The sequence below is a fragment of the Verrucomicrobiia bacterium genome (genome assembly GCA_023953615.1).
Taxonomy (GTDB): domain Bacteria; phylum Verrucomicrobiota; class Verrucomicrobiia; order Limisphaerales; family JADLHS01; genus JADLHS01.
This window is the reverse complement of the sequence record JAMLJH010000002.1, coordinates 1,452,863-1,476,029: the sequence shown is the minus strand read 5'-3', so window position 1 is coordinate 1,476,029 and position 23,167 is coordinate 1,452,863. Positions and strand designations below refer to the sequence as shown.

The window sequence follows — 23,167 nt, the reverse complement described above, 5'->3', positions numbered from 1 at the left end:
TATGCCGCCGCCTGAGCCGGTAATCCGCGAGTAAGTTTTGCATTGCCAGCCGCGTGTTTTCAGGCGGCTTTTTTGCGCTAAAAAAAGCTCAAAAAAAAGCTTGCACAAAGCTCAGGCGCTCGCCAAGGATTAGCGCAAGTCTCAGTCGTGCTGGTTGAATTTCAGAAGGGCGTACCAGTTTTTTCAACCAGAGACACGGATCATTTTCAAACTAACTCGAACCGGCGAACAATTGCACATCCGAATTGTTACCAGAAATAAGTGCTTATGAAAATTAGAACACTGGCTCGGTGGGTAACCGTGGGAATCTGGCTGGCTTTCCTTCCGCAGCTTCAAGCCGCCACCCTGACTTGGACCAACAACGTGAGCGGCAGTTGGCACGAGCCAGGCAACTGGAGTCCCAACCAAGTTCCCGGTGCGGCAGACATAGCCGTGCTCAATCGTTACGTAACCGTCACCGTGACCAATAACGTCACGTCGGCTGAATTACAATTCCGCAATGGCACGCTCAGCATTACAAATGGCGTGTTGGCGACGACAACTTTCACTTGGACTGGGGGCACATTACGCGGGGCGGTGCAGTGTGGTGAGGGCACGATTGGCAGCGGGACGAGCAAGACTTTGGTGGGGGGCCAATTGGTGAACGTCGGAACGTTGACCTGGTCGGACTCCTTTGCCGTGGGGTCCAGTAGTTGGGATGCGGGCAATGCGGGCGTCATTTCCAATCTGACCGGCGGCGTGATCAACATCACCACCGACTTGACGGTTGGCAAAACTTACGATCCCGGCGTCCTCTACAACCACGGCACCATCAACAAGACGGGCGGCACGGGCACAACCACATTCAGCGGCACGAGCTTGGCCAATCACGGCAGGGTCAACATCAACTCGGGCAAGGTGAACTTCGCGTCCGGAGGCAGCAGTACCGGAACGTTCCTGATGCAGCCCGAAGCGGCGTTGTCGTTTTCGAGCAATTATGAGTTCACCGACGGCAGCAGCGTGGGTGGCGGCGGTGATTTCGCGGTGACCAGCGGCACGTTGAATTTCAACGGCACGGCCCAATTCACAAATACGGTCCTCCGGCTGGCGGGCGGCTCGGTCAATTTCAACAACGTGGAGAGCGGGGTGGTGCAGGTGACAACTCTAGCCATGACCGGTGGTGGGACGCTGGGCGGCACTAATGCGATCCACGCCGACACGTTCACTTGGACCGGAGGCCGGCTGCACGGGGTGGTGCAATGTGGTGAGGGCACGATTGGCAGCGGGACGAGCAAGACTTTGGTGGGGGGCCAATTGGTGAACGTTGGAACGTTGACCTGGTCGGACTCCTTTACCGTGGGGTCCAGTAGTAGGGATGCGGGCAATGCGGGCGTCATTTCCAATCTGACCGGCGGCGTGATCAACATCACCACCGACTTGACGGTTGGCAAAACCTACGATCCCGGCGTCCTCTACAACCACGGCACCATCAACAAGACGGGCGGCACGGGCACAACCACATTCAGCGGCACGAGCTTGGTCAACCACGGCAGCATCAACATCAACTCGGGAACTTTGAATTTTAACTGGGGGGGCAGCAGCTCGGGCAGCGTGACGGTGGCTGCCGACTGCACGTTACGGTTTGACGGCGGGACTTTCACGTTGGCGGAAGAGGCGACGGTATCAGGGGCGGGGAATCTGTGGGTGAGTGGGGGGACGGCGAACTTCAACGGGGATTACAGTTTGACGGGGACGAACAGCTTTACGAGCGGCAATACGTATTTCAATGGACTTTATCAGATCAACGCAGCGATCAACATCACTGGCGGCAACGTGTATTTCAACAATGCGGGAGTCAGCGAAGTGAACGTGCCGACGGTGGCGTTGGCGGGTGGCGGGACGTTGGGCGGGACGAACGCGGTGACGGCGGCGGACTTTACGTGGACGGGCGGGTGGCTGCGCACAGTGCTGACCTGCGGCGGCGGGAGCATCGGGGGTGGGAACACGAAATATCTGGTGGGCGGGGTGCTGATCAATGCCGGGGCGTTGGAATGGTCGGACTCCTTTGCCGTGGGGTCCAGCAGTTGGGGTGCGGGCAATGCGGGCGTCATTTCCAATCTGACTGGCGGCGTGATCAACATCACCACCGACTTGACGGTTGGCAACACCTACGATCCCGGCGTCCTCTACAACCACGGCACCATCAACAAGACGGGCGGCACGGGCACAACCACATTCAGCGGCACGAGCTTGGCCAATCACGGCAGGGTCAACATCAACTCGGGCAAGGTGAACTTCGCGTCCGGAGGCAGCAGTACCGGAACGTTCCTGATGCAGCCCGAAGCGGCGTTGTCGTTTTCGAGCAATTATGAGTTCACCGACGGCAGCAGCGTGGGTGGCGGCGGTGATTTCGCGGTGACCGGCGGCACGTTGAATTTCAACGGCACGGCCCAATTCACAAATACGGTCCTCCGGCTGGCGGGCGGCTCGGTCAATTTCAACAACGTGGAGAGCGGGGTGGTGCAGGTGACAACTCTAGCCATGACCGGTGGTGGGACGCTGGGCGGCACTAATGCGATCCACGCCGACACGTTCACTTGGACCGGAGGCCGGCTGCACGGGGTGGTGCAATGTGGTGAGGGCACGATTGGCAGCGGGACGAGCAAGACTTTGGTGGGGGGCCAATTGGTGAACGTTGGAACGTTGACCTGGTCGGACTCCTTTACCGTGGGGTCCAGTAGTAGGGATGCGGGCAATGCGGGCGTCATTTCCAATCTGACCGGCGGCGTGATCAACATCACCACCGACTTGACGGTTGGCAAAACCTACGATCCCGGCGTCCTCTACAACCACGGCACCATCAACAAGACGGGCGGCACGGGCACAACCACATTCAGCGGCACGAGCTTGGTCAACCACGGCAGCATCAACATCAACTCGGGAACTTTGAATTTTAACTGGGGGGGCAGCAGCTCGGGCAGCGTGACGGTGGCTGCCGACTGCACGTTACGGTTTGACGGCGGGACTTTCACGTTGGCGGAAGAGGCGACGGTATCAGGGGCGGGGAATCTGTGGGTGAGTGGGGGGACGGCGAACTTCAACGGGGATTACAGTTTGACGGGGACGAACAGCTTTACGAGCGGCAATACGTATTTCAATGGACTTTATCAGATCAACGCAGCGATCAACATCACTGGCGGCAACGTGTATTTCAACAATGCGGGAGTCAGCGAAGTGAACGTGCCGACGGTGGCGTTGGCGGGTGGCGGGACGTTGGGCGGGACGAACGCGGTGACGGCGGCGGACTTTACGTGGACGGGCGGGTGGCTGCGCACAGTGCTGACCTGCGGCGGCGGGAGCATCGGGGGTGGGAACACGAAATATCTGGTGGGCGGGGTGCTGATCAATGCCGGGGCGTTGGAATGGTCGGACTCCTTTGCCGTGGGGTCCAGCAGTTGGGGTGCGGGCAATGCGGGCGTCATTTCCAATCTGACTGGCGGCGTGATCAACATCACCACCGACTTGACGGTTGGCAACACCTACGATCCCGGCGTCCTCTACAACCACGGCACCATCAACAAGACGGGCGGCACGGGCACAACCACATTCAGCGGCACGAGCTTGGCCAATCACGGCAGGGTCAACATCAACTCGGGCAAGGTGAACTTCGCGTCCGGAGGCAGCAGTACCGGAACGTTCCTGATGCAGCCCGAAGCGGCGTTGTCGTTTTCGAGCAATTATGAGTTCACCGACGGCAGCAGCGTGGGTGGCGGCGGTGATTTCGCGGTGACCGGCGGCACGTTGAATTTCAACGGCACGGCCCAATTCACAAATACGGTCCTCCGGCTGGCGGGCGGCTCGGTCAATTTCAACAACGTGGAGAGCGGGGTGGTGCAGGTGACAACTCTAGCCATGACCGGTGGTGGGACGCTGGGCGGCACTAATGCGATCCACGCCGACACGTTCACTTGGACCGGAGGCCGGCTGCACGGGGTGGTGCAATGTGGTGAGGGCACGATTGGCAGCGGGACGAGCAAGACTTTGGTGGGGGGCCAATTGGTGAACGTTGGAACGTTGACCTGGTCGGACTCCTTTGCCGTGGGGTCCAGTAGTTGGGGTGCGGGCAATGCGGGCGTCATTTCCAATCTGGTCGGTGGCGTAATCAACATCACCAGCGATTTGACGGTGAGCTACACCTACGATCCCGGCGTTCTCTACAACCACGGCACGATCAACAAGACGGGCGGCACGGGGACCACCACGTTCAGCGGCACGAGCTTGGTCAACCACGGCAGCATCAACATCAACTCGGGCCGGCTGAACGTGGCAGCGGGCGGAAGCAGTTCGGGAAGTTTTCTGATCCAACCGGGGACGATCCTCTCGTTTTCGAGCAGTTATGATTTTGACGACGGCAGCAGTCTGGGCGGCAGTGGAGAGTTCATCGTGACTGCCGGCACCGCGAACTTCACTGGTACGGCACAGTTAACCAATTCCATTGTCAGCCTGGCGGGGGGTTCAGCCAATTTCAATAACCCTGGTGGTGGGGCAGTGCGAATTGGCAATTTGAATCTGACCGGCAGTGGAACGTTGGGCGGGACGAACACGGTGACGGCGGCCAATCTCACCTGGACGGGGGGTCGGTTACGCGGAGTGGTGCAGTGTGGCGGGGGACTCATTGGCAGTGGCTCAACGAAGTATTTGACTAGCGGGGCACTAATCAACGCCGGAACTCTAACCTGGTCGGACGGGTTCTATCTTAGCACGAGCGGCTACGGCACAGGTGACCCAGGCGTCCTTTCCAACTTGGTCAGCGGCGTGATCAACATCACCGGCGACTTCGGCCCCAACTCTTATTTCGACCCCGGCCTGATTTACAACTTGGGCGAGTTCAACAAAATTGCAGGCGATGGCGTAGCCAATGTCGGTAGTTACTTCGATAATTTAGGTACCTTGGCCGTTCGGACTGGAGCGTTCAATTTCACTCAGAATGGCGGTCTGCTTCCCCACAATGGGACGCTGGCTTTTGACCTGGGCGTTTCCAATACTTTCGGACGGATCACAGCCAGCGGCACGGTGGGTTTGAACGGCACGCTGGAAGTGACGGCGCACGACGATTACATGCCGACGGTGGGTGACCGTTTCGATCTGTTGACCGCCGGGCAGCGCACCAACTTTTTCGAGCGACTCAATCTGGGGCAGTTTCCAGGCATCGCCTGGCAACTCAGTTACGCGCCGACGGTGGTGACGTTGACGGCGCTCGCAGCGTCCGCCGGCCCGGTGCAGATCACCGGCCGCGTCACGGATTTCAATGCCCAACCCGTGGGCAATCTGGTTGTGTATGCGTTCAATTCGAGCGGCACGAATCAGTACTACGTCAGCACCCTGACCGATGGCGGCGGTTATTACCGTCTTGGCGTCACGAACGGTTCGTGGCGGGTGGGGGTGCAGGGCGCGGTGGCGCGGGGCTATGATGATCCGGTGGTGCAGGACGTGGTGTTGAACGATGCGAACGGCACGGCGAACTTTGTGCTCGCGCCGTACTCCGGCGCGTTCTACTCCATCACGGCGGCGAACCAGCCGCCGGACGCCGGTACGGTGACGGGTGCGGGCAATTACTACGCGGACACCACCAATACGCTCACCGCCGTGGCGGGACCGGGCTATTACTTCACCAACTGGACGGAAAACGGCGTGGTAATCGGGACTTCCAACGTGCTGACCTTTGTCGCCAACACGAACCGGCATTTTGTGGCCCACTATGGAGAGGCCAACACGTATCATGTCGTGACGCTGGCCACCACCCCCGCTGAGCTTACCGCGATTGTCGGAGCCGGCACCTACACCAATGGCGAGACGGCGACCTTCGTGGCGCCGCCCCGGGTACTGTCGGGCACCTCGAACTACTTCTTCCAACACTTTGCGTTGAGCAACGTCACCGTCAGCACGCAGGCCACTTATCAAAAGACCTTCTCCACGCTGGACGCGACCCATCTGGCGTATGTGGCCGTTTACACGGGCATCCGCACCAATCCCGTCATCCAGGCCGTGGCGACCAGCCGATTCGGCGTCGTGCCCACCAACGATAATTTCACGCTCACCTTTCGGTTTGATCGGACGATGGACACCAACATTGCGCCGGTGGTGACGCTCACGAACATTGTGGCCGCCGGCATTGCGCCGACGGTTGCCGGCAATGGTACGTGGAGCGGTTACTGGCGGCCGAATGATTCCTACACGACGCCGGCGTTGGCCATCACCAACGGCATGGACGGGACGAATCTGGTTTATGTCGCCAACGCGAGTGATACCAACGGCGGGGTGCTGCTGTTGACCAACGCCTACACGTTCGCGGTGGATACCATCTATCCGACGTTGACGGAGATCAGTGCCACGCCCGCCATCAACACGGCGGCAATCTCCTGGCAGAGCGGCGAACCGGCGAGCACGGTCGTGGATTACGGTTTGACGACGGCGTACGGCGCGACGGCTTACGGCTCAGCTTCCGTGACGAACCACACGGTCACGCTGTACAACCTGACCGCACTGACGACGTACCATTATCGGGTGCGCTCGGCCGACGCGGCGGGTAATGAAACGGTTGCCGCGGATGCCACGTTCACCACGCTGGCCGCGCCGGATTTGCTGGTTGCTGACCTGGCGGTCACCGGCGCGTTGCAATCGGGCGGCGCGCTCACGATTACCTGGGCGGACACCAACGCCGGCCCGATGGCCACCGACCAGTACTGGTATGATCGCGTGACGATCTCCAACCTGACCACCGGCATTCAGTTGCTGGACACCTATCAATACTACAACCCGGCGGTCAGCGGAAACATTGCGGCTGGTGCGGCCCAGGCGCGGGCGCTGAACTTCACGTTGCCGGATGGCGACGTGGGTGTGGGGCAGTTGCAGATCACGGTGGTGGTGGATGCTTACAATCATCAGTACGAATTCAATCTGGAGGGCACGGCGGAAAGCAACAACCGTGCGAGCCTCACGGTCACCAGCGTGCTGGCCACCTATCCCGACCTGCAAGTAACCGAGCTGGCGGTCACCAACGCGCCACTCCATTCAGGTGACTCCGTGCATCTGGTCTGGCGGGATCAGAACTCCGGGCTTGGTGCGGTGACGAATGTTTTTGCCGATCGGATTTCGGTGGTGAACGCCACCAACGGCCAGGTGCTGGTGAACACGTTGTTGCCGTATGACCCGGCTTTGGCCGAACCAATTGCCGCTGGCGGCGCCGTCCCGCGCGCGTTCAGTTTCACGCTGCCGGATGGCTCGTCCGGCGCCGGTGAGTTCCTGGTCACCGTGACCGCCGACGCGGCGCAACAGGTTTACGAATACAACGCCGGCGGCACGGGTGAGTTGAACAACACCAACTCCATTACGATCAATGCCACGCTGGCGGCCTATCCGGATTTGATCATCACCAACCTTACCGCGCCCCTGGCGGCCAACGCCGGCCAGACGATTCAAGTGGTGTGGACGGATGTGAACCAGGGCAGTGCGCCGATCACCAACGCGTGGTTTGATCAGGTCTTTCTCAGCAGCGTCAACGCCCTGGGTGGCGGGCAATGGCTCGCCACGCGCAGCGTCACCAACGTGCTGGCGGCCGGCGACTCGCTGGTGTTGACCCAGGCGGTGACGTTGCCGCCGTTTGTCACCGGCGACCAATGGCTGATCGTCAAAGGCAACGTGGCGGCGAACTTCTACGAACTGAACTCGACCAACAACAGCACGCTGGCCGCAGCGCCACTTCATCTGACCTCGACTCTGCAACTGACCCTGTCACCGACCAACGTGCTGGAATCCGCCGGCAGCCAGGCGGTACTGGCCACGTTGTTGCGTAATGGAGACCTGGCCAACGCGCTCACCGTTGACCTGAGTTCTTCACTCACCAATTTGCTGCTGCCCGCCGCGGTGGTCATTCCGGCCGGACAGAGCGCCACCAATTTCCATCTGGGTGTGGTGGACAACCTCATCTCGGGCGACACGGCATCCGGGGTGGTGACGGCCAGCGCCGGCGGCTATCCAACCGTCAATGTGCCGCTGACCATCACCGACGACGATCCGCCGTTGCTGACGTTGCACTTGAGCGTCAACCAGATCCCGGAAGATGCGGGTGTGGATGCGGTTTCCGCTTTGATCACCCGCAACGCGCACCTCGATAGCGCGCTGGTGGTGAACATCACCAGCGATCATCCGGAGGCGTTGCTCGCGCCGGAAACCGTGGTGATTCCGGCGGGCAATGGTTCGGCGGTGTTTGCGTTGACGCCGGTGCCGGATGGCGAGTTGAACAGCGGCCGGCGCGTGCGCGTCACGGCGGTGGCCGCCGGTTACCCTTCCATTTCCGCAGGCCTTGACGTGCTGAACGCGGACGTGGTGACGCTCGCTTTGACCTTGGCGGATTCCGTGGTGTCCGAAGGCGCCGGAGCGATTGCCACGGTGGGCACCGTGTCGCGCGGCGTGATGACGCCCCAGGCGCAGAAAGTGCAATTGACCCGCACGGGCAGCGAGCTGGTTACGGTGCCGAGCCTGGTGACGATTCCCGCCAACGCAACTTCCACCACCTTCAACGTCGGTGTCGGCACGGACGGCTTGGTCACCGGCAACCAGACGGCGGTGATTACGGCCAATCCGTTGAACCTGGCCAACAACCCGCAGACCGCGGGCGCGGCGCAGGCCACTTTGCAGGTGTTGGACACCAACGGCCCCAGCCTGCGGTTGGAACTGGCGCAGACCGTGATTTCCAAGGGCAGCAACACGATGGCCACTTTGACGCGCAACACGGCGCCAACGAACGCCCTGATCGTGACGTTGGCCTCGAGTCCAACCGGGGTGGTGACGCATTTGCCGGTGGTGGAACTGGCCGTCAACCAGACCAGCACCAACTTCCCGGTCACCGGGATTCTCGACGCGCAACAAACCGGCAATCGTGAAGTGGTGCTGAGCGCCACCGCGGCGGGTTACAATTCGGCGGCCCGGACGCTGACCGTTTCCGATATTTATTTACCGGACCTGGTGTCGGCGGTGATCAGCGCGCCGACCGAAGCGTTCACGGAGCAGCAAGTTTCCGTCAGTTGGCAAATCACCAACCACGGTCTGGGCAGCACCACCAACCAGAACTGGTTTGACTACGTGTATCTGGCCTCGGACAGCGTGGGTGGGGGCCAAATGTTGGTGGCCGCCAAACCCAACGTGCGGGCGCTGGCGGTGGGCGAGAGCTACACCAACACCGCCTCGTTTTATCTGCCCGCCCTGCCGGGCAATTTCTGGTTGCTGATTGAAGCCAACGGCAACCGGTCCTTGACCGAACTCAAGACGGTGAACAATACGGCCGCCGCGGCCTCGCCCCTGACGGTGCATCCCGCGTATCGTGCCGAATTGCTGGACGTCAGCCCGCTCATGGCCGGTGCGGGCACGCCCATTGTGTTGCAGGGGCGCACGTTCAATTCCACCAACAACACGTCCGTGCCCAACCGCGTCGCGGCCATCCGCGTAATGGTGAACGACACGCGCCGCACATTTCAAGTTACCTCGGATGCCACGGGCAATTTCACCTACACCTTCCAACCGCTGGCCAACGAAGTGGGCTATTATACCGCCTCGGCCGATCATCCGAACGTTACGAACCAGACCACGCAGGCGTCATTTGCGCTGTTGGGAATGGCCGCCTTGCCCGACCGCCTGGCCCCGCAACTCCTGCCCAACACGCCCGTGACCGGCTCGGTGTTGCTGACGAACCGGACGGGTTATGCGCTCACGGACCTGACGGTCACGCAGCCCGATCTGGGCACGAACCTCAGCGTGGCGTTCACGTTCACCAATCACGTCCTGCCGCCCTACGGCGTGATGACCGTGGACTACACTTTGAACTCGCCATTGACCCAGGCAGCGCAGGCCAATTTTGCGGCCACGTTCACTTCGGCGGAAGGGGCCGCGTTGGCGTTGCCGTTGTATGTCAAAATTGTTCCGACGTTTGCGCAACTGGTGGCGACTCCCGCCTATTTGGAACGCGGCATGGTGCGCGGCGAGCAAACGGTGGTGGCCTTCACCATTGCCAATACCGGTGGCTCGGCGAGCGGCGACCTGACCGTGCAGCTTCCCGATCTGCCGTGGCTCAGCCTTGGTTCGACGGCAAATATTCCGTCCATTCCCGCCGGCAGCAATGCGGTGGTGACTTTACTGTTGAATCCGGCGACGGATCTGACCCTCGGGCTTTACAACGGCAACATTGCGGTGGCCAACGAGAACGTCGGCGTGCGCGTGCCGTATCAGTTCCGCGCCGTCTCCTCGGGCATTGGGGATCTCGTGGTGAATGTCACCGACGATTACACCTACTACGTCGCGGGCGAACCCAAGGTCACCAACGCGCTGGTTGTGGTGCGCGATCCGTTCACCGGCGGCATCATCGCGCAAACCAATTCCGGCCCGACTGGCACGGCGCAATTTAGCGCGCTGACCGAGGGCAGTTACACCGTGGACGTGACGGCGGAAAAACATAATCAATTCCGCGGGTCGGTCCTGGTGGCCGCCGGCATCACCAACGCGATGGAGGCTTTCCTGCCGCGTCAGCTCGTGACGTATCAGTGGTCCGTCGTGCCGACCGAAATTCAAGACCATTACCGGATCGTGTTGGAATCCGTGTTTGAGACCGAAGTGCCCGTGCCCAACGTCGTGATTGAAGAGCCGCAGGTGATGGTGTTGGTGGCGGCGGGAGAAGTCACCCAGTTTGAGATCAAGCTGACCAATCAAGGGTTGATCGCCGCCAATGATGTGGAAATCGAAGTTCCGGACCACCCGACTTATCTCGTTACGCCCCTGGTGCGGTACGTCGGCAAGCTCCCGGCGAAAAGCTCCGTGACGATCCCGGTGACCGTGCAAATGCGGGCCGCGCCCGGCGGCGCACTGGCCGGGGGCCAATCCGACGAAGTGCAGGCGGCAGGCGATGAAGGTTGCACCTTGGAAGATCTTCATGCTTGCCTACCTAAAATTCCCTTGTCAGCCAAATACTCCTATCCCTGCGGCAACCGAATGGTGGGACAAAGTCGCAGGCTTGATCTTTCGATCATTTGCACCGCCAATGATGTCAAAGCATGTCTGGAAGGGTTCAAGGAGTTGATAGAATCGGCCAATTTGCTCAGTGTCGGCTGTAACGCCATTAACGCCTTGCTGGCCTGCGGCGGCGCAGATCTGACGCCCTGCCAAGAAGCAGCCATTTCCGCCGCCTGCGGAGCGGCGGTGGGAGCCATCGCGGGCGGACCCGCAGGGGCGCTTGCCGGAGCGGCTTCCGCTGGTGCTGGTGGTCTCCTTGAATGCATCTGTTCCCATCTGGATGTCATTCCGCTGCCTTCCGGTAGCAGCCGCATCCATTTCCTTCCTTTTGGATATGCTATTGGCGGTTCTCCGGTGATAACAGCCACCCTCATTCCAGGGGTTGATTGCCGGGGCTCCGGGGCTCCGGCCGCTGTGCCGGGGCAGGCGATCATTACGCATGCGGGCTACAACGCCGGCAGCGCCCCGCGCATTGAGGCGCCGGTCAAGGCCCAGGACGGTGCGGGTGTCTGCGCGCAAGTGCGGTTGCGCATCAATCAAGAGGTCACCCTCACGCGCAGCGCGTTTGCCGGGACGCTCGAAATTGATAATGGCGGCAGCACCGACATCACCGGCGTGCAGGTCACCCTGGATTTCCGCGACGGCGCGGGCCAATCCGCCGTGGGCAAATTTGTGACGGAAGGGCCGGTCGTGACCGGGATGACGGCGGTGGACGGTTCGGGGGTGCTCGCGGGCGGCGCCACGGGGCGTGCGGTTTACACCTTCATTCCCACTACGGATGCCGCGCCTGACCAACCCTATTCCTATCAGATCGGGGGCACGTTGCGTTACCTGGATGCCGGTCAGGAAGTCATCGTGCCGTTGCTGTCCGCGCCCATCACGGTTTATCCCGAGGCGAAGCTGGACCTCGTCTATTTCCAGCAGCGCGATGTCTATGGCGATGATCCGTTCACGCCGGCGACCGAACCTTCCGAACCCTACACCCTGGGTTTGATTGTGAAGAACATCGGCGCCGGGGACGCCAGGAATTTTGAAATCACCTCGGCGCAACCGCAAATCATTGAAAACGAAAAGGGCCTGTTGATTGACTTCCGCATCATCGGCACGAGCGTGGGCAGCAACGCGGTTGCCCCTTCGCTGACGGCCCGGCTCGGCGACGTTCCCGCCGGGGTCTCGAAGAGCGTGAACTGGCAATTACTGTCCACGTTGCAGGGCAAGTTCATTTCGTTCGCGGCCACGTTCGAGCATGTGGACGGATTGGGGCACACCAATTTGTCACTCATCAACAGCGTGGAGACGCATGAGTTGATCCATCCCGTTCGAGCCAACCGGCCTGCGGACGACGGCGTTCTGGATTACCTGGTGAATGATTTTGCCGATCCGCAGAATCTCCCCGATTTGTTGTATCACAACACCGGCGCCATTGAACCGGTGAACGTCGTGACCAACGGCGTCTTCAACGGCAGCGTCGGTCCGGCGCACTGGCAGGTGCAGCTCACGGCGGCGGCCGGACCGGGTTGGAATTATTATCGGTTGCCCGATCCCGGCCCCGGATATTTGCTGGCCAGTGTGGTGCGTTCGGACGGCAAAGTGCTGGAATTGACCAACAACGCGTGGACCACCGATCGCTCGTTCCCGTCTTCAATCCCTGGCGCGGTGAGGGAAAATCTATTGCACCTGTTCGACTGGGAGGGTTCGGGACAATATACCCTGACCTATCGCTCAACCAATACCACCACGCCCGCCATCGTTCAGTTCGGACCGGTGACGCCATTCAACCAAACCGAAGCGGTGGATGCGGTCACGATCGTTTTTTCAGCGGCGATGGACCTGGCCACTTTCAACTTCGCCGACCTGGAACTGACGCGTGATGGCGGCCCCAACCTGATCACCCCGGCCTCGGGAGTGAGCGTGGTGCTGCTCGCCGACGCCACTTACCGCATCACCGGACTCGTGCCGTTGACGGCTGAAGATGGCAATTACTCCCTGCGTATCTTTGGCAACGCGATCTCCGATGTCTGGGGCAACCGTCTGGGCGATGTTTCCGCCGTCGTCGCCTGGGCCAAGGGCGACGCCGCGCCGGTTGTGGAGAGCATTTCTGCCGTCACTCCGGACCCGCGCAATCAGCCGATTGAGGCGCTGACCATCGCGTTTTCCAAGGCGATCAACCCCGCCACGTTCGGTCTGGGTGCCCTGCAATTGACCCGCGATGGTGGACCGAATCTAATCACTGCCGACGTCACGCTTACCACGGAAGACAACATTAATTTCACGCTCGCCGGGCTGGGAACTTTGACTGGTGAAGAGGGAACTTATGTGCTCTCCGTCACCGCCGCCAACGTCACCGATGCCGGAGGTAAATCCGGTCAAGGAACGCAAACCCGGACGTGGACCATGATCACTTCGCCGCCGCACATCGTGGAGTTGTCGCCCGTCACCACCAACCCGCGCAACATCGTGGTGCAAAATTTGACGGTCACCTTCTCGCACGCCGTTGATCCCGCCACGTTCGATCATCACGATCTGACGCTCACTCGCGACGGCGGACCGGACCTGATCAATGCGGACGTGACCCTGACGCGCCTGACACCGACCACATATCAGATCGGTGAGATCAGTTGGTTGCAGGGTTGGGCCGGAAGCTACACGCTCACTGTGGACGCCGCCGGCATCCAGGATTGGGCGGGCAACCCCGGCGTCGGCAGCACCAACGTCAGTTGGACGATGATTCTGGACACGCCGGCCACCCCCGACCATCTGGCTATCGCCCCCGACCTGGGCTTTTCGGCCACCGACGGTTTAACCAGCACGAACGCGGTGACGTTGTCGGGCACGGTCACCGCCCCCAACCTGACCGTGCGCGTCTTTGATACCACCACGAGTATTGATTTTGGTCTGGCGACGATGGAGGGCACGAACTTTTCCGCGTCGCTCCTCTTTGCGAGCGACGGCACGCACCGCCTGCGCGTCACGGCCATTGACGGCGCGGGCAACGTCTCGCTGGCCGCATTTGTGACCGTGGTGATTGATCAAATCCCGCCCTCAGCCACCATCGAGCAAATCGCCACGCCGACCGACGCTGACGTCAACACCGTTACGGTTACGTTTACGGAAGCCATCAATGCCCTCACGGTCTCGAGCAATAATTTCGCGTTGGTCTGGAACGGAACGAACCCGTTTACTCCGGCAATTCAAGTCGTTGCCAGCAACCGCGTGCAACTTGTCAATTTGGCGGCGCTCACGGCGGCGGCGGGCGAATACACCGTCGTCGCGGACCTGCGGGGCATCACCGATCTGGCCGGCAACCCTGCAACCGATCAGCTCGCGATGTCGTGGGAACGGCAATCACAAAACCAACCGCCTTATTTTGTTGAGGAACTGTCGGACCTCGTGATTACGCCTGACGGCGCGGCGCATCGCCAATTTTTGGCGGAAGACCCGAACGGAGACGCATTGACTTTCAGCCTCATCGCCGCACCCGACGGCGCGATGGTTGTGGCGACGAACGGCGTGTTCTGGTGGCAACCCACCCGCACCAACGCCTCGACCATCCATTCCGTCACCGTGCAGGTCACGGATCAAGGCAACCCGCCGTTGAGCGCCCACGCCACCTTCAACATCACGGTGCTGGATTATCTGGAGGTGCAGTTGAGCGAAACCAATTTGCTGGGCGGCGCTTCGGCGACCTTGCCGGTTTTCGTAGCCTCCAGCGAAGGCGTCACCAATCTGTCGTTTGCCCTGCCCGTGCCGATGGACGTCCTGACCAATTGGACGTTGACCCCAATCGGTTCGCACCTCGACACGGCGGAGTTGCAGCTTGATCCGTCGCAGTTACGAATCCACCTGCAAGCGCCGCCCGGTCAAACCATTCAAGGCACGCAACAGGTCGCGCAACTGCAATTTACCGCCGCGCCCGATGGCTGGTCGCAGTTCGTCCGCCTCGTCGTCACCAACCTCGCCGGTTACAAGCCCGGAGATCATCTTTACACCAACCACGTCAACGGCGTTGGCCGGGCGGTGGTGGTGCAACGTCATCCGCTGCTCGAAGGATGGGTGACCCCCGACCAAACGCGGCAATTGGCCGTCTATGGCCGCCCGGGCACGAACTATCAATTGCAGGTGACCGATAGCCTCATGCCCCCGGTGATTTGGGAAGCGCTGCTTGGATTTCAGCAGACCAATGTGCTCGTGCCCTTGTCGTTGCCCGCCACGAACACCCCCATTTTCTACCAACTGAAAGAGATTCCGTAACTGGATTCCAAGTTCACACACCATCTTCATCCTGATTGGCCGGCCGCCGAATCCCGTCGGCCAGCGCATCATTGGATTTGATTGATCCGCGCCCACACAAGGGCAAGCAGTTCGACCCGGAGGCCAGACTGTAGCAGAGCCAGAAGGAGAGAATCAGAGACCAACCCCAATCACCCAACGCAGCACAACCTCCGCCGTCCATCTCTCGCCCAATGTCTTCGCTAACGTTGAAGCGTTGCGATGGGAAGAAATTGACACGACTCGAACGCCTGATACCCTTTCCCGCGAGCATAGCTTCCGAATGGAATGGTGGAGGTGTTCCTCGCCCGGCCATCGCGGTATGTGAGCAGATTATTTGCATGAGCGATTCAATCGTAACCACGAGCAACGCGGGCCCGGCCCCACAACACTCAGCCATTTCCGAAGCGGTGATTCGCATCGCCGGTAATTCCCAGGACGGCATCCAGGCCATCGGCGGTTTTCTCGCCCGCCTCGCCGGGCGCAGCGAACAAGAGGTCATGACGTTTATGACCATTCCGTCCACGATCTCCGGTGGACCTTCCATTTTCCAGGTGCGGATTGGCTCCGGGGAAGTGCTGAGTTCGGGTGATGAAGCCGATGTGCTTCTGGCTTTTTACCAGCACTCTTACGAAGGCCATATCAGTTCGCTCAAGAAGGGCGGCATTGTGTTGTATGATGCCGATCACGTCGAGCCCCAACCCGAATTGCAGTCAACCTACCGGCATATCGGCGTCAAAATTTCGAGTCTCACCATCGAAGCCATCGGTGGGACCGCCAAGGACAAGGGTAAGAACATCTTCGCGCTCGGGTTGCTGGCGCGCATGTTCGATTTGAATCTGCCCAAGCTGGAAAAACTGATCGCCGAACGCTTTGCGGGCAAAGACGGCAGCATCGTTAAAAATGCCCTGAGCGCCTTCCATGCGGGCTATTCTTACACGCTGGATGGAGTGATGAGCACCTTCATGTTTCGCGACGGCGCGAAGCGCGAAGGCGCGCAGGTGGTGATGAACGGCAATGAGGCGCTGGCGTACGGCATCATTGCGGCGGGAGTGCGTTTTGGGGCCAGCTATCCCATTACGCCGTGGTCCGACGTCATGGAGATTTTGCGTCGCGAACTGCCAAAATACGGCGGGTTGTTCATTCAGTGCGAAGACGAAATCGCCGCGATCTCGATGGCCATCGGTTCGAGTTACGGCGGACGCGTGGCGGTGACCGGATCAAGCGGTCCGGGTATTTCACTCAAAACCGAAGCGCTCGGCTGGGCGGTCATGGCGGAAATGCCCCTGGTGGTGGTGGACGTGCAACGCGGTGGTCCTTCGACCGGCATGCCCACGAGTACCGAGCAATCGGATTTGAACATCGCCTGTTTCGGCGGGCACGGCGATGCGCCGCGAGTTGTGATTGCTCCGGCGAACGTGGAGGATTGTTTTTATTCGGCCATCGAGGCCGTCAACATGGCGCGGAAGTATAGCGTGCCGGTGATTTTGCTGACCGATCAAGGAATCGCCACGCGGATTGAAGCCTTCCCCGAACCGGATTTGAAACGGGTTTGTCAGGATGTTTCGCCTGATCTCAATCCGTTGGCGGAGCACAAACCGTATGATCTTACGACGCCCGATGGCGTGACGCATCACGCACCGCCGGGGACCTGGATTGAAAGCGGAAAGTATCCGGTGGTGACGGGATTGGAACATGATGAATTCGGGCACCCGACCAGCTCTCCGAAATTACACGCGCAGATGTCGGCCAAGCGTCGTAAAAAGCTCCAGGCGTTGGCGGCGACCTTGCCGCTGCCGGAAATTTATGGTGCGAATACCGGAGATACGCTTTTGGTCGGTTGGGGTTCGACGCAAGGTCCGATTCGCGAGGCGGTGGACCGCGCCCGCGCGGGCGGCGACAATCTCGCGGCGATTCACATCAAACACATCAATCCGCTGCCGTCCGGTCTGGAAACGATCTTTGCCAAATTCAAACGCGTGCTGGTGATCGAAATGAACGACGAAGGACTTTACGGCTATGGCCAGTTGGGGATGGTGCTGCGCGCCCGGTTTTGCGATCCGAAAATTCGCGGCCTGAATAAAACAGACGGGTTGCCGTTCAAGGTTCGGGAAATTCTCGCCGGCGTGCAGGCGAAACTCGCCGCCAACGGACGCCAATCGTAATTCCAACCCATTTCAAGTTATGAACGAATCTGCTCCTCAAACCTTGACGCCACGGGTTCCCGCACCGGAGGAACGCAAAGGGCTCACCAAAAAGCAAATGGCCGCGGATCATCCGACCTGGTGTCCCGGTTGCGGTGATTTTTCCGTGCTGGCGCTGCATTTCAAGCTGATCGAAAAGCGGAAGCTGCATCACGAGAAAATCACGACGATCGCTGGCATCGGCTGTTCGAGCCGGTTTCCTTATTTCGTGCAGGCGCACGGAGTTCATTTCATCCACGGTCGCACGTTGCCGTTTGCCAGCGGCCTCTCGCTGAGCCGACCGGATTTGCATGTGTTTGTGTTCGGTGGCGATGGCGATGCCTTCTCGATTGGCGGCAATCATTTCAACCACGCCGCGCGGAAAAACATCAAGCTGACGTATTGCGTGATGGATAACTGGGTTTATGGCCTGACCAAAAAGCAGACCTCGCCGACGTCGCCGCTGGGTTTCAAGAGCAAGACCGACGTTTGGGGTGCGGTGGATTATCCCATCAACCCGATGAAACAAGCCATCGCGGCGGGCGCCACCTTTGTGGCGCGCACCACGCACACCAATCCCAATCATGTGTTGCAGATGATGGAAGCGGCCATGGATCATGATGGTTTCAGTTTTATCGAATGTCTGAGCGAGTGCGTTGAATTTTATCCGGGCGCGTTTGACGCCAGTAACCCGCGCAAAGGCGGCGCGTTTAATCTGGTGCCGGAAAATCATGATCCCACCGATGAGCTGGCCGCCTACAAACTGGCCGCTGAACCGTTTCCTGGGTATTTCGGGGTTTTCTATCAGGTCAAGAAGCCCACCAAGAATGCCAAGGAAGCGGAGATCACCCAGATCATGCGGGAAAAATTCAAGAACCTTTCGGACTGGGAGATTTTGCAAAAGAACTTTGACCGGCTGAAATAATGCCTCCCCAACGACCCGTGCCAGCCATCCGACGCCAGCTGTCGGTAGATCGGTACTTGGCAGGGAAGGGGATAATTCTTACGGTAGCCGCATGACCAGACTGCTTCGGTTTGTGGGAATGCTGAATGCGGCGCTCTGGTTGGGCGCCGCCGTATTCTGCTCGACCGCGCTGCTGGTGGCCTTGAATTCCCAGGATGCACTCGCCTTGCTGGGAAGACGCTACTTCCGGCAGGTATCCACCGGCATTGTGCAGCTCATTTTCACCCGGCTCTATTATTTGCAGGTGATATGCGCGTTGGTGGCCTGGGCGCATTGGCTGTTTGAATGGCTGTACCAAGGCCGCATCCCGCGTCGGTTTTGGGTGGGGCTGCTGACTGGACTGTTTCTGTTGAGTTTGATCGGCAGTCTCTGGTTAAGCCCCAAGCTTTCCTCGTTGCATCGCCGTCAATATCTGCCGAACCAAACCACGGAACAACAGGCGGCGGCGGAACGTCAGTTCCGGTTTTGGGACGGGATTTTTCAGGTGGTGAATCTGTTGATGATCAGCGGCGTTACGGCGTATTTTTGGCGGGTGACGCACCCGCCGGATGAACTGCGCCCGATCGGCTCATTCAAATTCCGCAGTTGACAAAGCGGCGAAGTCGTCAAATCTACCATGTTGAGTTGTAACAGCAGGAACCAGTAGTTTATCCTCAAGGTGAGTTATGATTTCAAATGAGCGTCCATCGCCTTACGGTCAGCCTAGACCGCATGGTGCACTTAAATCGCCGGTGAATGAGGACACATTGCGGTCGGGCCAAATTCAAATCGAACGCAAGGTTTTCCAGTTTGCGTTGAAGGAGAATCCGCGCGGCCGCTTTCTGCGCATCACGGAGGACGTGGGCGGACGGCGCGACACCATCATCATTCCCGCGCCGGGGTTGGAGGAGTTCCGCAACCTGGTGGACGAAATGGTCAAAGCCTCGGCGGAGATTCCGCCCAAGCAATAGCCGCTTATTGTTTCGCCGCTTTCTTGCGCGCGACTTTCGGAGCTTTCTTTGAACCGGCTTTCGTTTGCGAAGCGCGCTTCCGGGCGGCGGGCGGTTTCACCACGGGGGCGTCGCCCCACAATCCTTCCAGGTCATAATGCTCGCGCACATCCGCGCGCATGACGTGGACGATTACGTCGAAATAGTCCAGCACGACCCAATTGGCGGTGGCACTGCCATCACGGGAGTGCGGCCGCAACTCGTGATGGGTGCGCAGATAATCCACAATTTCATCCACAATCGCGCGCAGGTGCGGCGCACTCGTGCCGGTTGCGATCACGAAATAATCCGTCACGTTGGAGAGCTTGCGCACATCGAGCACCAACAGGTTTTCAGCTTTTTTGTTGTCGGCGCAGGTGCGGCAGAGCAACGCTAATTTCTTGGCATCCATCGCGGGAACAGTGGCGTAGTGCGGTTCAAAGATAAAGCCGATTGTTGCGGATGGCTTCCGCCACCGCGGCGGGCACGAGCCGATCAATGGCCTGGCCTGATTTGACTCGCGCACGAATTTGTGATGACGATACCGCCAGCGGAAAACCGGTCAACCGTCGGCCGCGAAACGGGGCCGGGAAGGGAACATTCACGTCTCCAGGTCGCGGGACAACCACGAATTCCGCCAGCCGCGCCAGTTCGTTGGCTTCGTGCCACTCCGGGAGTTTCGCCACGTTATCCGCGCCGATGAGGCAGAACCGTTTCGCTTCGGGAAAACGGCGCGCGTAATCGCGCAGAGTGTCAACCGTGTAGGAAATGCCGCCGCGCCGGATTTCCTGGTCGTCCACCTGACAATGAACTTTCCCCGCCAGGGCCAGACGCAACAGTTGCAATCGGAGTGCGGGCGGCGCCGGAACCCGATCGGGTTTGAACGGAGACAGCGCCGTTGGGATCAGCGACAACTGATCCAACTGAAGCTCTTCAAGCGCGGCCTGCGCCACGAGCAGATGCCCCAGATGCACTGGATCAAATGAACCGCCGTAAATGCCGATGCGTTGCATGAGAGCAGTTTACTGAATGACTTCAGCGTTGGAAATGTCGGTCGGCAAAATCCAGCCACTGTTGCCAGTCATACGCGGTGACATCATGCGCGCCGGTGCGCAGATGGTACGCGATGAAATCACCCACCGGATGCTCGGGGGCGGGTTGTTGATCCACGCCCAGCCCGGGTTTCCCAAAGAGAGCGTAAACCGGCCCGGCATTTTTGGCGGCGAGGAATTCGCCCATTGGATCGGCCCATAAATCTTTCGTCGCGCTGGCAACGTAAACCGGGCGGGGCGCTATCAGGGCGATCAATTCATGCGCGTCCACGGGCAGATCCGACTCGCGCTCGGAATATTTTTTGAAGTTGCCGCAGAACCAATGCGGAAAGTTTTTGTTGAGGTGATAAACGCGCTCGCCAAAACGCCGCCGCATCAGCGCCGCGCCGCCCTCGCCGGAATTGTTTGAAATCACGGCGGCGAATCGCGGATCGCTGGCCCCCGCCCAGAGCGCCGTTTTGCCCAGTCGCGAGTGCCCCAGGACAATGACCCGATGGGCGTCCACCGCGCCGTCGGTTTCCAGGTAATCCAACGCCCGGCTCAAGCCCCAGGCCCACGCGCCGATCGCTCCCCATTCGTTGGGGCGAAAGACGGCGTTGGTTCCGTCCGGATGCAATGCGGCGCGTACGCTGTCGCGTGCGCCGAGTTTCCAACCTTCCGAAAAATCAGCTTCGAGATCGCCGTAATAGGCGGTGACCAATCCATAACCACGACGCAGCACCTGCTCAATCGCCCAGCGCGAAGCCTCGCTGCCGCGACAAGCTTCGACAGCGTGGTTGTTGGTGATGCAGCCACCCTTGCTTTCGCGCATCCAGCGGGTCGAGAGCTTCACGTCGCGCTCCGTGGTGACGGCGTGGTTGCCATTGAAGTTAAGTCCGAGAAACGCGGGGACGGCCTGGCGACTGGCGTTCGGCGTGTAAATCAGAAGATCCAGACTAGGGCCATCCGGGCTGCCGGTTAACCAAACCGTCACTTCTTTGCGCGTCGCCAAACCATCAAAAGCGTTGGTGACTTGCGTCGTGGTTTCAAATGTGATTTTGGCCGGTCGCCTAGGCGCGATCCCGTAAATTTCTTCCTGGAAGCTGCGAAATAATTCGGGGCGACGTTGGTTTTGCCACTGCGCCGCCGTTGTCACGCGAACGCCATTCGCGCAAAGGAGCGCGTCCGGCAGCACGTAGTCCGGCACTTTGCTTTCGTCTTGATTCACGTCCGATTGAGCGGATGCCAGACTTCCGGTCATAAGTAGGATTCCAAATCCCGCCAGCGCGTTCCGTCGCCAGCCCCGCGACCGTTTTTTGTGGTCGAGTTGATCGAATGAAATTTCCGGAGCGCGCGCGTGATTTTGCAAATGAGTTATGGCGGGCATAGTGGGGTAATCAAACCTTTTGGAAATGCGTTAATTTCATGGCGCGTTGGACCTCGGGATTCCGCATGAAGCGATTCCAAACCAGGCCGGTCCGCAGGTTTTCCGCCATGATCAGCGTAATGCCCGCGTTATTGCCAATGACGTCAGGGCCAACCCATCCGGTAGCCGGATTGAAAGCGTCAGCGAAACCAAATCGCGTCCAGGCTTGAGCGGCATAACGCTCGCGCAGATGGCGCAGACAGCGCAAACCAGCCTCCGGCAGAAATGGCAGCGAACCCGCCGCCGCGCACGGAACAATCGTTCCATCCAATTTACCCAGCTCGGGCGGCCCGCCCCAGACGGTGTAGCCTTCCGGTGAATCCGAAGCGCTGATGCCCCAAAGCTCGTTGGAAAAGTGCGGCCAACGCCCGGCGAGATCCGCGCAGAAAGCTTGATGCGCTTGCGTGGCGATGACGGAGTTGTTCCAGTAGTCCGCGTAACGATCACGTTGTCCGTGAAAGTTGAACCACGCGTGCGAATACTGATGCACAAACAGCGGTTCGAGCGGACTGAGATAGCGGAAACCGCGATACTCGACTTGTGGCCGGCTCCACGCCTCCCAGGCCGTGGCCGGAATGGCGTGTTGCGTCGCGCCGATGGCGAGCAGATACAGCAGCATGTGCTCACAATAAGCGTTCCAGCGTGCCTGGAGAAAACCACTTTCCGGTTTCCAGCCATGACTCAATTGCGTTCCGTCGTTCAGCATCCAGTTCCAATCCATCCGTTCGTAAATGGCCTGGGCCAGGTGACGGATTTCACGGTTTCCAAAGTGTTGTCGGCACGTCAACACGCCGCAGAGTAGCAGCGCCGAATCAATCGAGGACAGCTCGCAATTCCACTCGCGCGCGCCGTTGCGCCAATTCACGAAGTGAAAAAAGAATCCATGTTCATGCGGCATCTGTTGCCACAGAAAGCGCAGGGCCGTGCGCGTTTGCGCTTCCGCCTCGCCGCGTTTCAACCAGCCGCGCTGGTCGGCGATGCAAAGGGCGGTCAGTCCGAATCCCGTCGCCGAAATGCTTGCGATTTCGCGCGCGTCTTCGCCATGAATATGGCCGCGGTCCCGCACCAGACCGGTTTCTGGATGCGTGTTTTGACGGAAGAATTCGAAAGTAGCGCGTTCGATCTCCTCCAAGAAATCGTGATCCGCCGCTGGGAGTTTTGCCGGCGTCCAAGCCGAAGGTGACGCGTGCAGATTGATCGGAATGTTGGCCAGCAAAGCGGGCGTGGTCCAACCGAGGGTTTGCAGCAGTTCGCGACGGGAAAGCAGACGGATGGGCATGGGTTCTCTG

At 59.9% G+C, this 23,167-nt stretch carries 9 protein-coding genes; 5 read left to right on the top strand and 4 right to left on the bottom strand.

Annotation, left to right across the window (positions count from 1 at the left end; all coding sequences use genetic code 11):
- Window positions 1-267: 267 nt before the first annotated feature.
- The 5 genes from M9920_16440 to M9920_16420 all read left to right on the top strand — a co-directional run bounded on the left by M9920_16440 (window position 268) and on the right by M9920_16420 (window position 19,403).
- Window positions 268-15,288 carry an Ig-like domain-containing protein gene (locus tag M9920_16440; protein ID MCO5053866.1) on the top strand — a complete coding sequence of 5,007 codons (15,021 nt, stop codon included), beginning with the start codon at window positions 268-270 and terminating at the stop codon, window positions 15,286-15,288.
- A gap of 359 nt (window positions 15,289-15,647) precedes the next feature.
- Entirely contained in the window at window positions 15,648-17,471 is a 1,824-nt protein-coding gene (locus M9920_16435) for a 2-oxoacid:acceptor oxidoreductase subunit alpha (GenBank protein ID MCO5053865.1), read from the top strand.
- A 19-nt stretch (window positions 17,472-17,490) separates the two neighbouring features.
- Window positions 17,491-18,414 (top strand): thiamine pyrophosphate-dependent enzyme, encoded by a 924-nt coding sequence (locus tag M9920_16430; GenBank protein ID MCO5053864.1) that lies wholly within the window; start codon window positions 17,491-17,493, stop codon window positions 18,412-18,414.
- Between the two features lie 91 nt (window positions 18,415-18,505).
- Complete coding sequence (locus M9920_16425) at window positions 18,506-19,042, top strand: hypothetical protein (GenBank protein MCO5053863.1); 537 nt, start codon at window positions 18,506-18,508, stop codon at window positions 19,040-19,042.
- Window positions 19,043-19,184: 142 nt separating this feature from the next.
- Window positions 19,185-19,403 carry an RNA-binding protein gene (locus M9920_16420; protein ID MCO5053862.1) on the top strand — a complete coding sequence of 73 codons (219 nt, stop codon included), beginning with the start codon at window positions 19,185-19,187 and terminating at the stop codon, window positions 19,401-19,403.
- Between the two features lie 4 nt (window positions 19,404-19,407).
- On the opposite strand, the gene rsfS is transcribed toward M9920_16420, so the two are convergent.
- Genes rsfS through M9920_16400 form a run of 4 tightly spaced genes read right to left on the bottom strand, consistent with a single transcriptional unit; the run spans window position 19,408 to window position 23,157 of the window.
- Complete coding sequence (gene rsfS, locus M9920_16415; protein MCO5053861.1) at window positions 19,408-19,833, bottom strand: ribosome silencing factor; 426 nt, start codon at window positions 19,831-19,833, stop codon at window positions 19,408-19,410.
- A 25-nt stretch (window positions 19,834-19,858) separates the two neighbouring features.
- Window positions 19,859-20,434 carry a nicotinate (nicotinamide) nucleotide adenylyltransferase gene (nadD, locus tag M9920_16410; protein MCO5053860.1) on the bottom strand — a complete coding sequence of 192 codons (576 nt, stop codon included), beginning with the start codon at window positions 20,432-20,434 and terminating at the stop codon, window positions 19,859-19,861.
- Window positions 20,435-20,456: 22 nt separating this feature from the next.
- Window positions 20,457-21,839, bottom strand: a complete 1,383-nt coding sequence (locus tag M9920_16405) for an acetylxylan esterase (GenBank protein MCO5053859.1) — start codon at window positions 21,837-21,839, stop codon at window positions 20,457-20,459.
- A gap of 10 nt (window positions 21,840-21,849) precedes the next feature.
- Window positions 21,850-23,157, bottom strand: a complete 1,308-nt coding sequence (locus M9920_16400; protein ID MCO5053858.1) for a hypothetical protein — start codon at window positions 23,155-23,157, stop codon at window positions 21,850-21,852.
- Window positions 23,158-23,167: the final 10 nt, after the last annotated feature.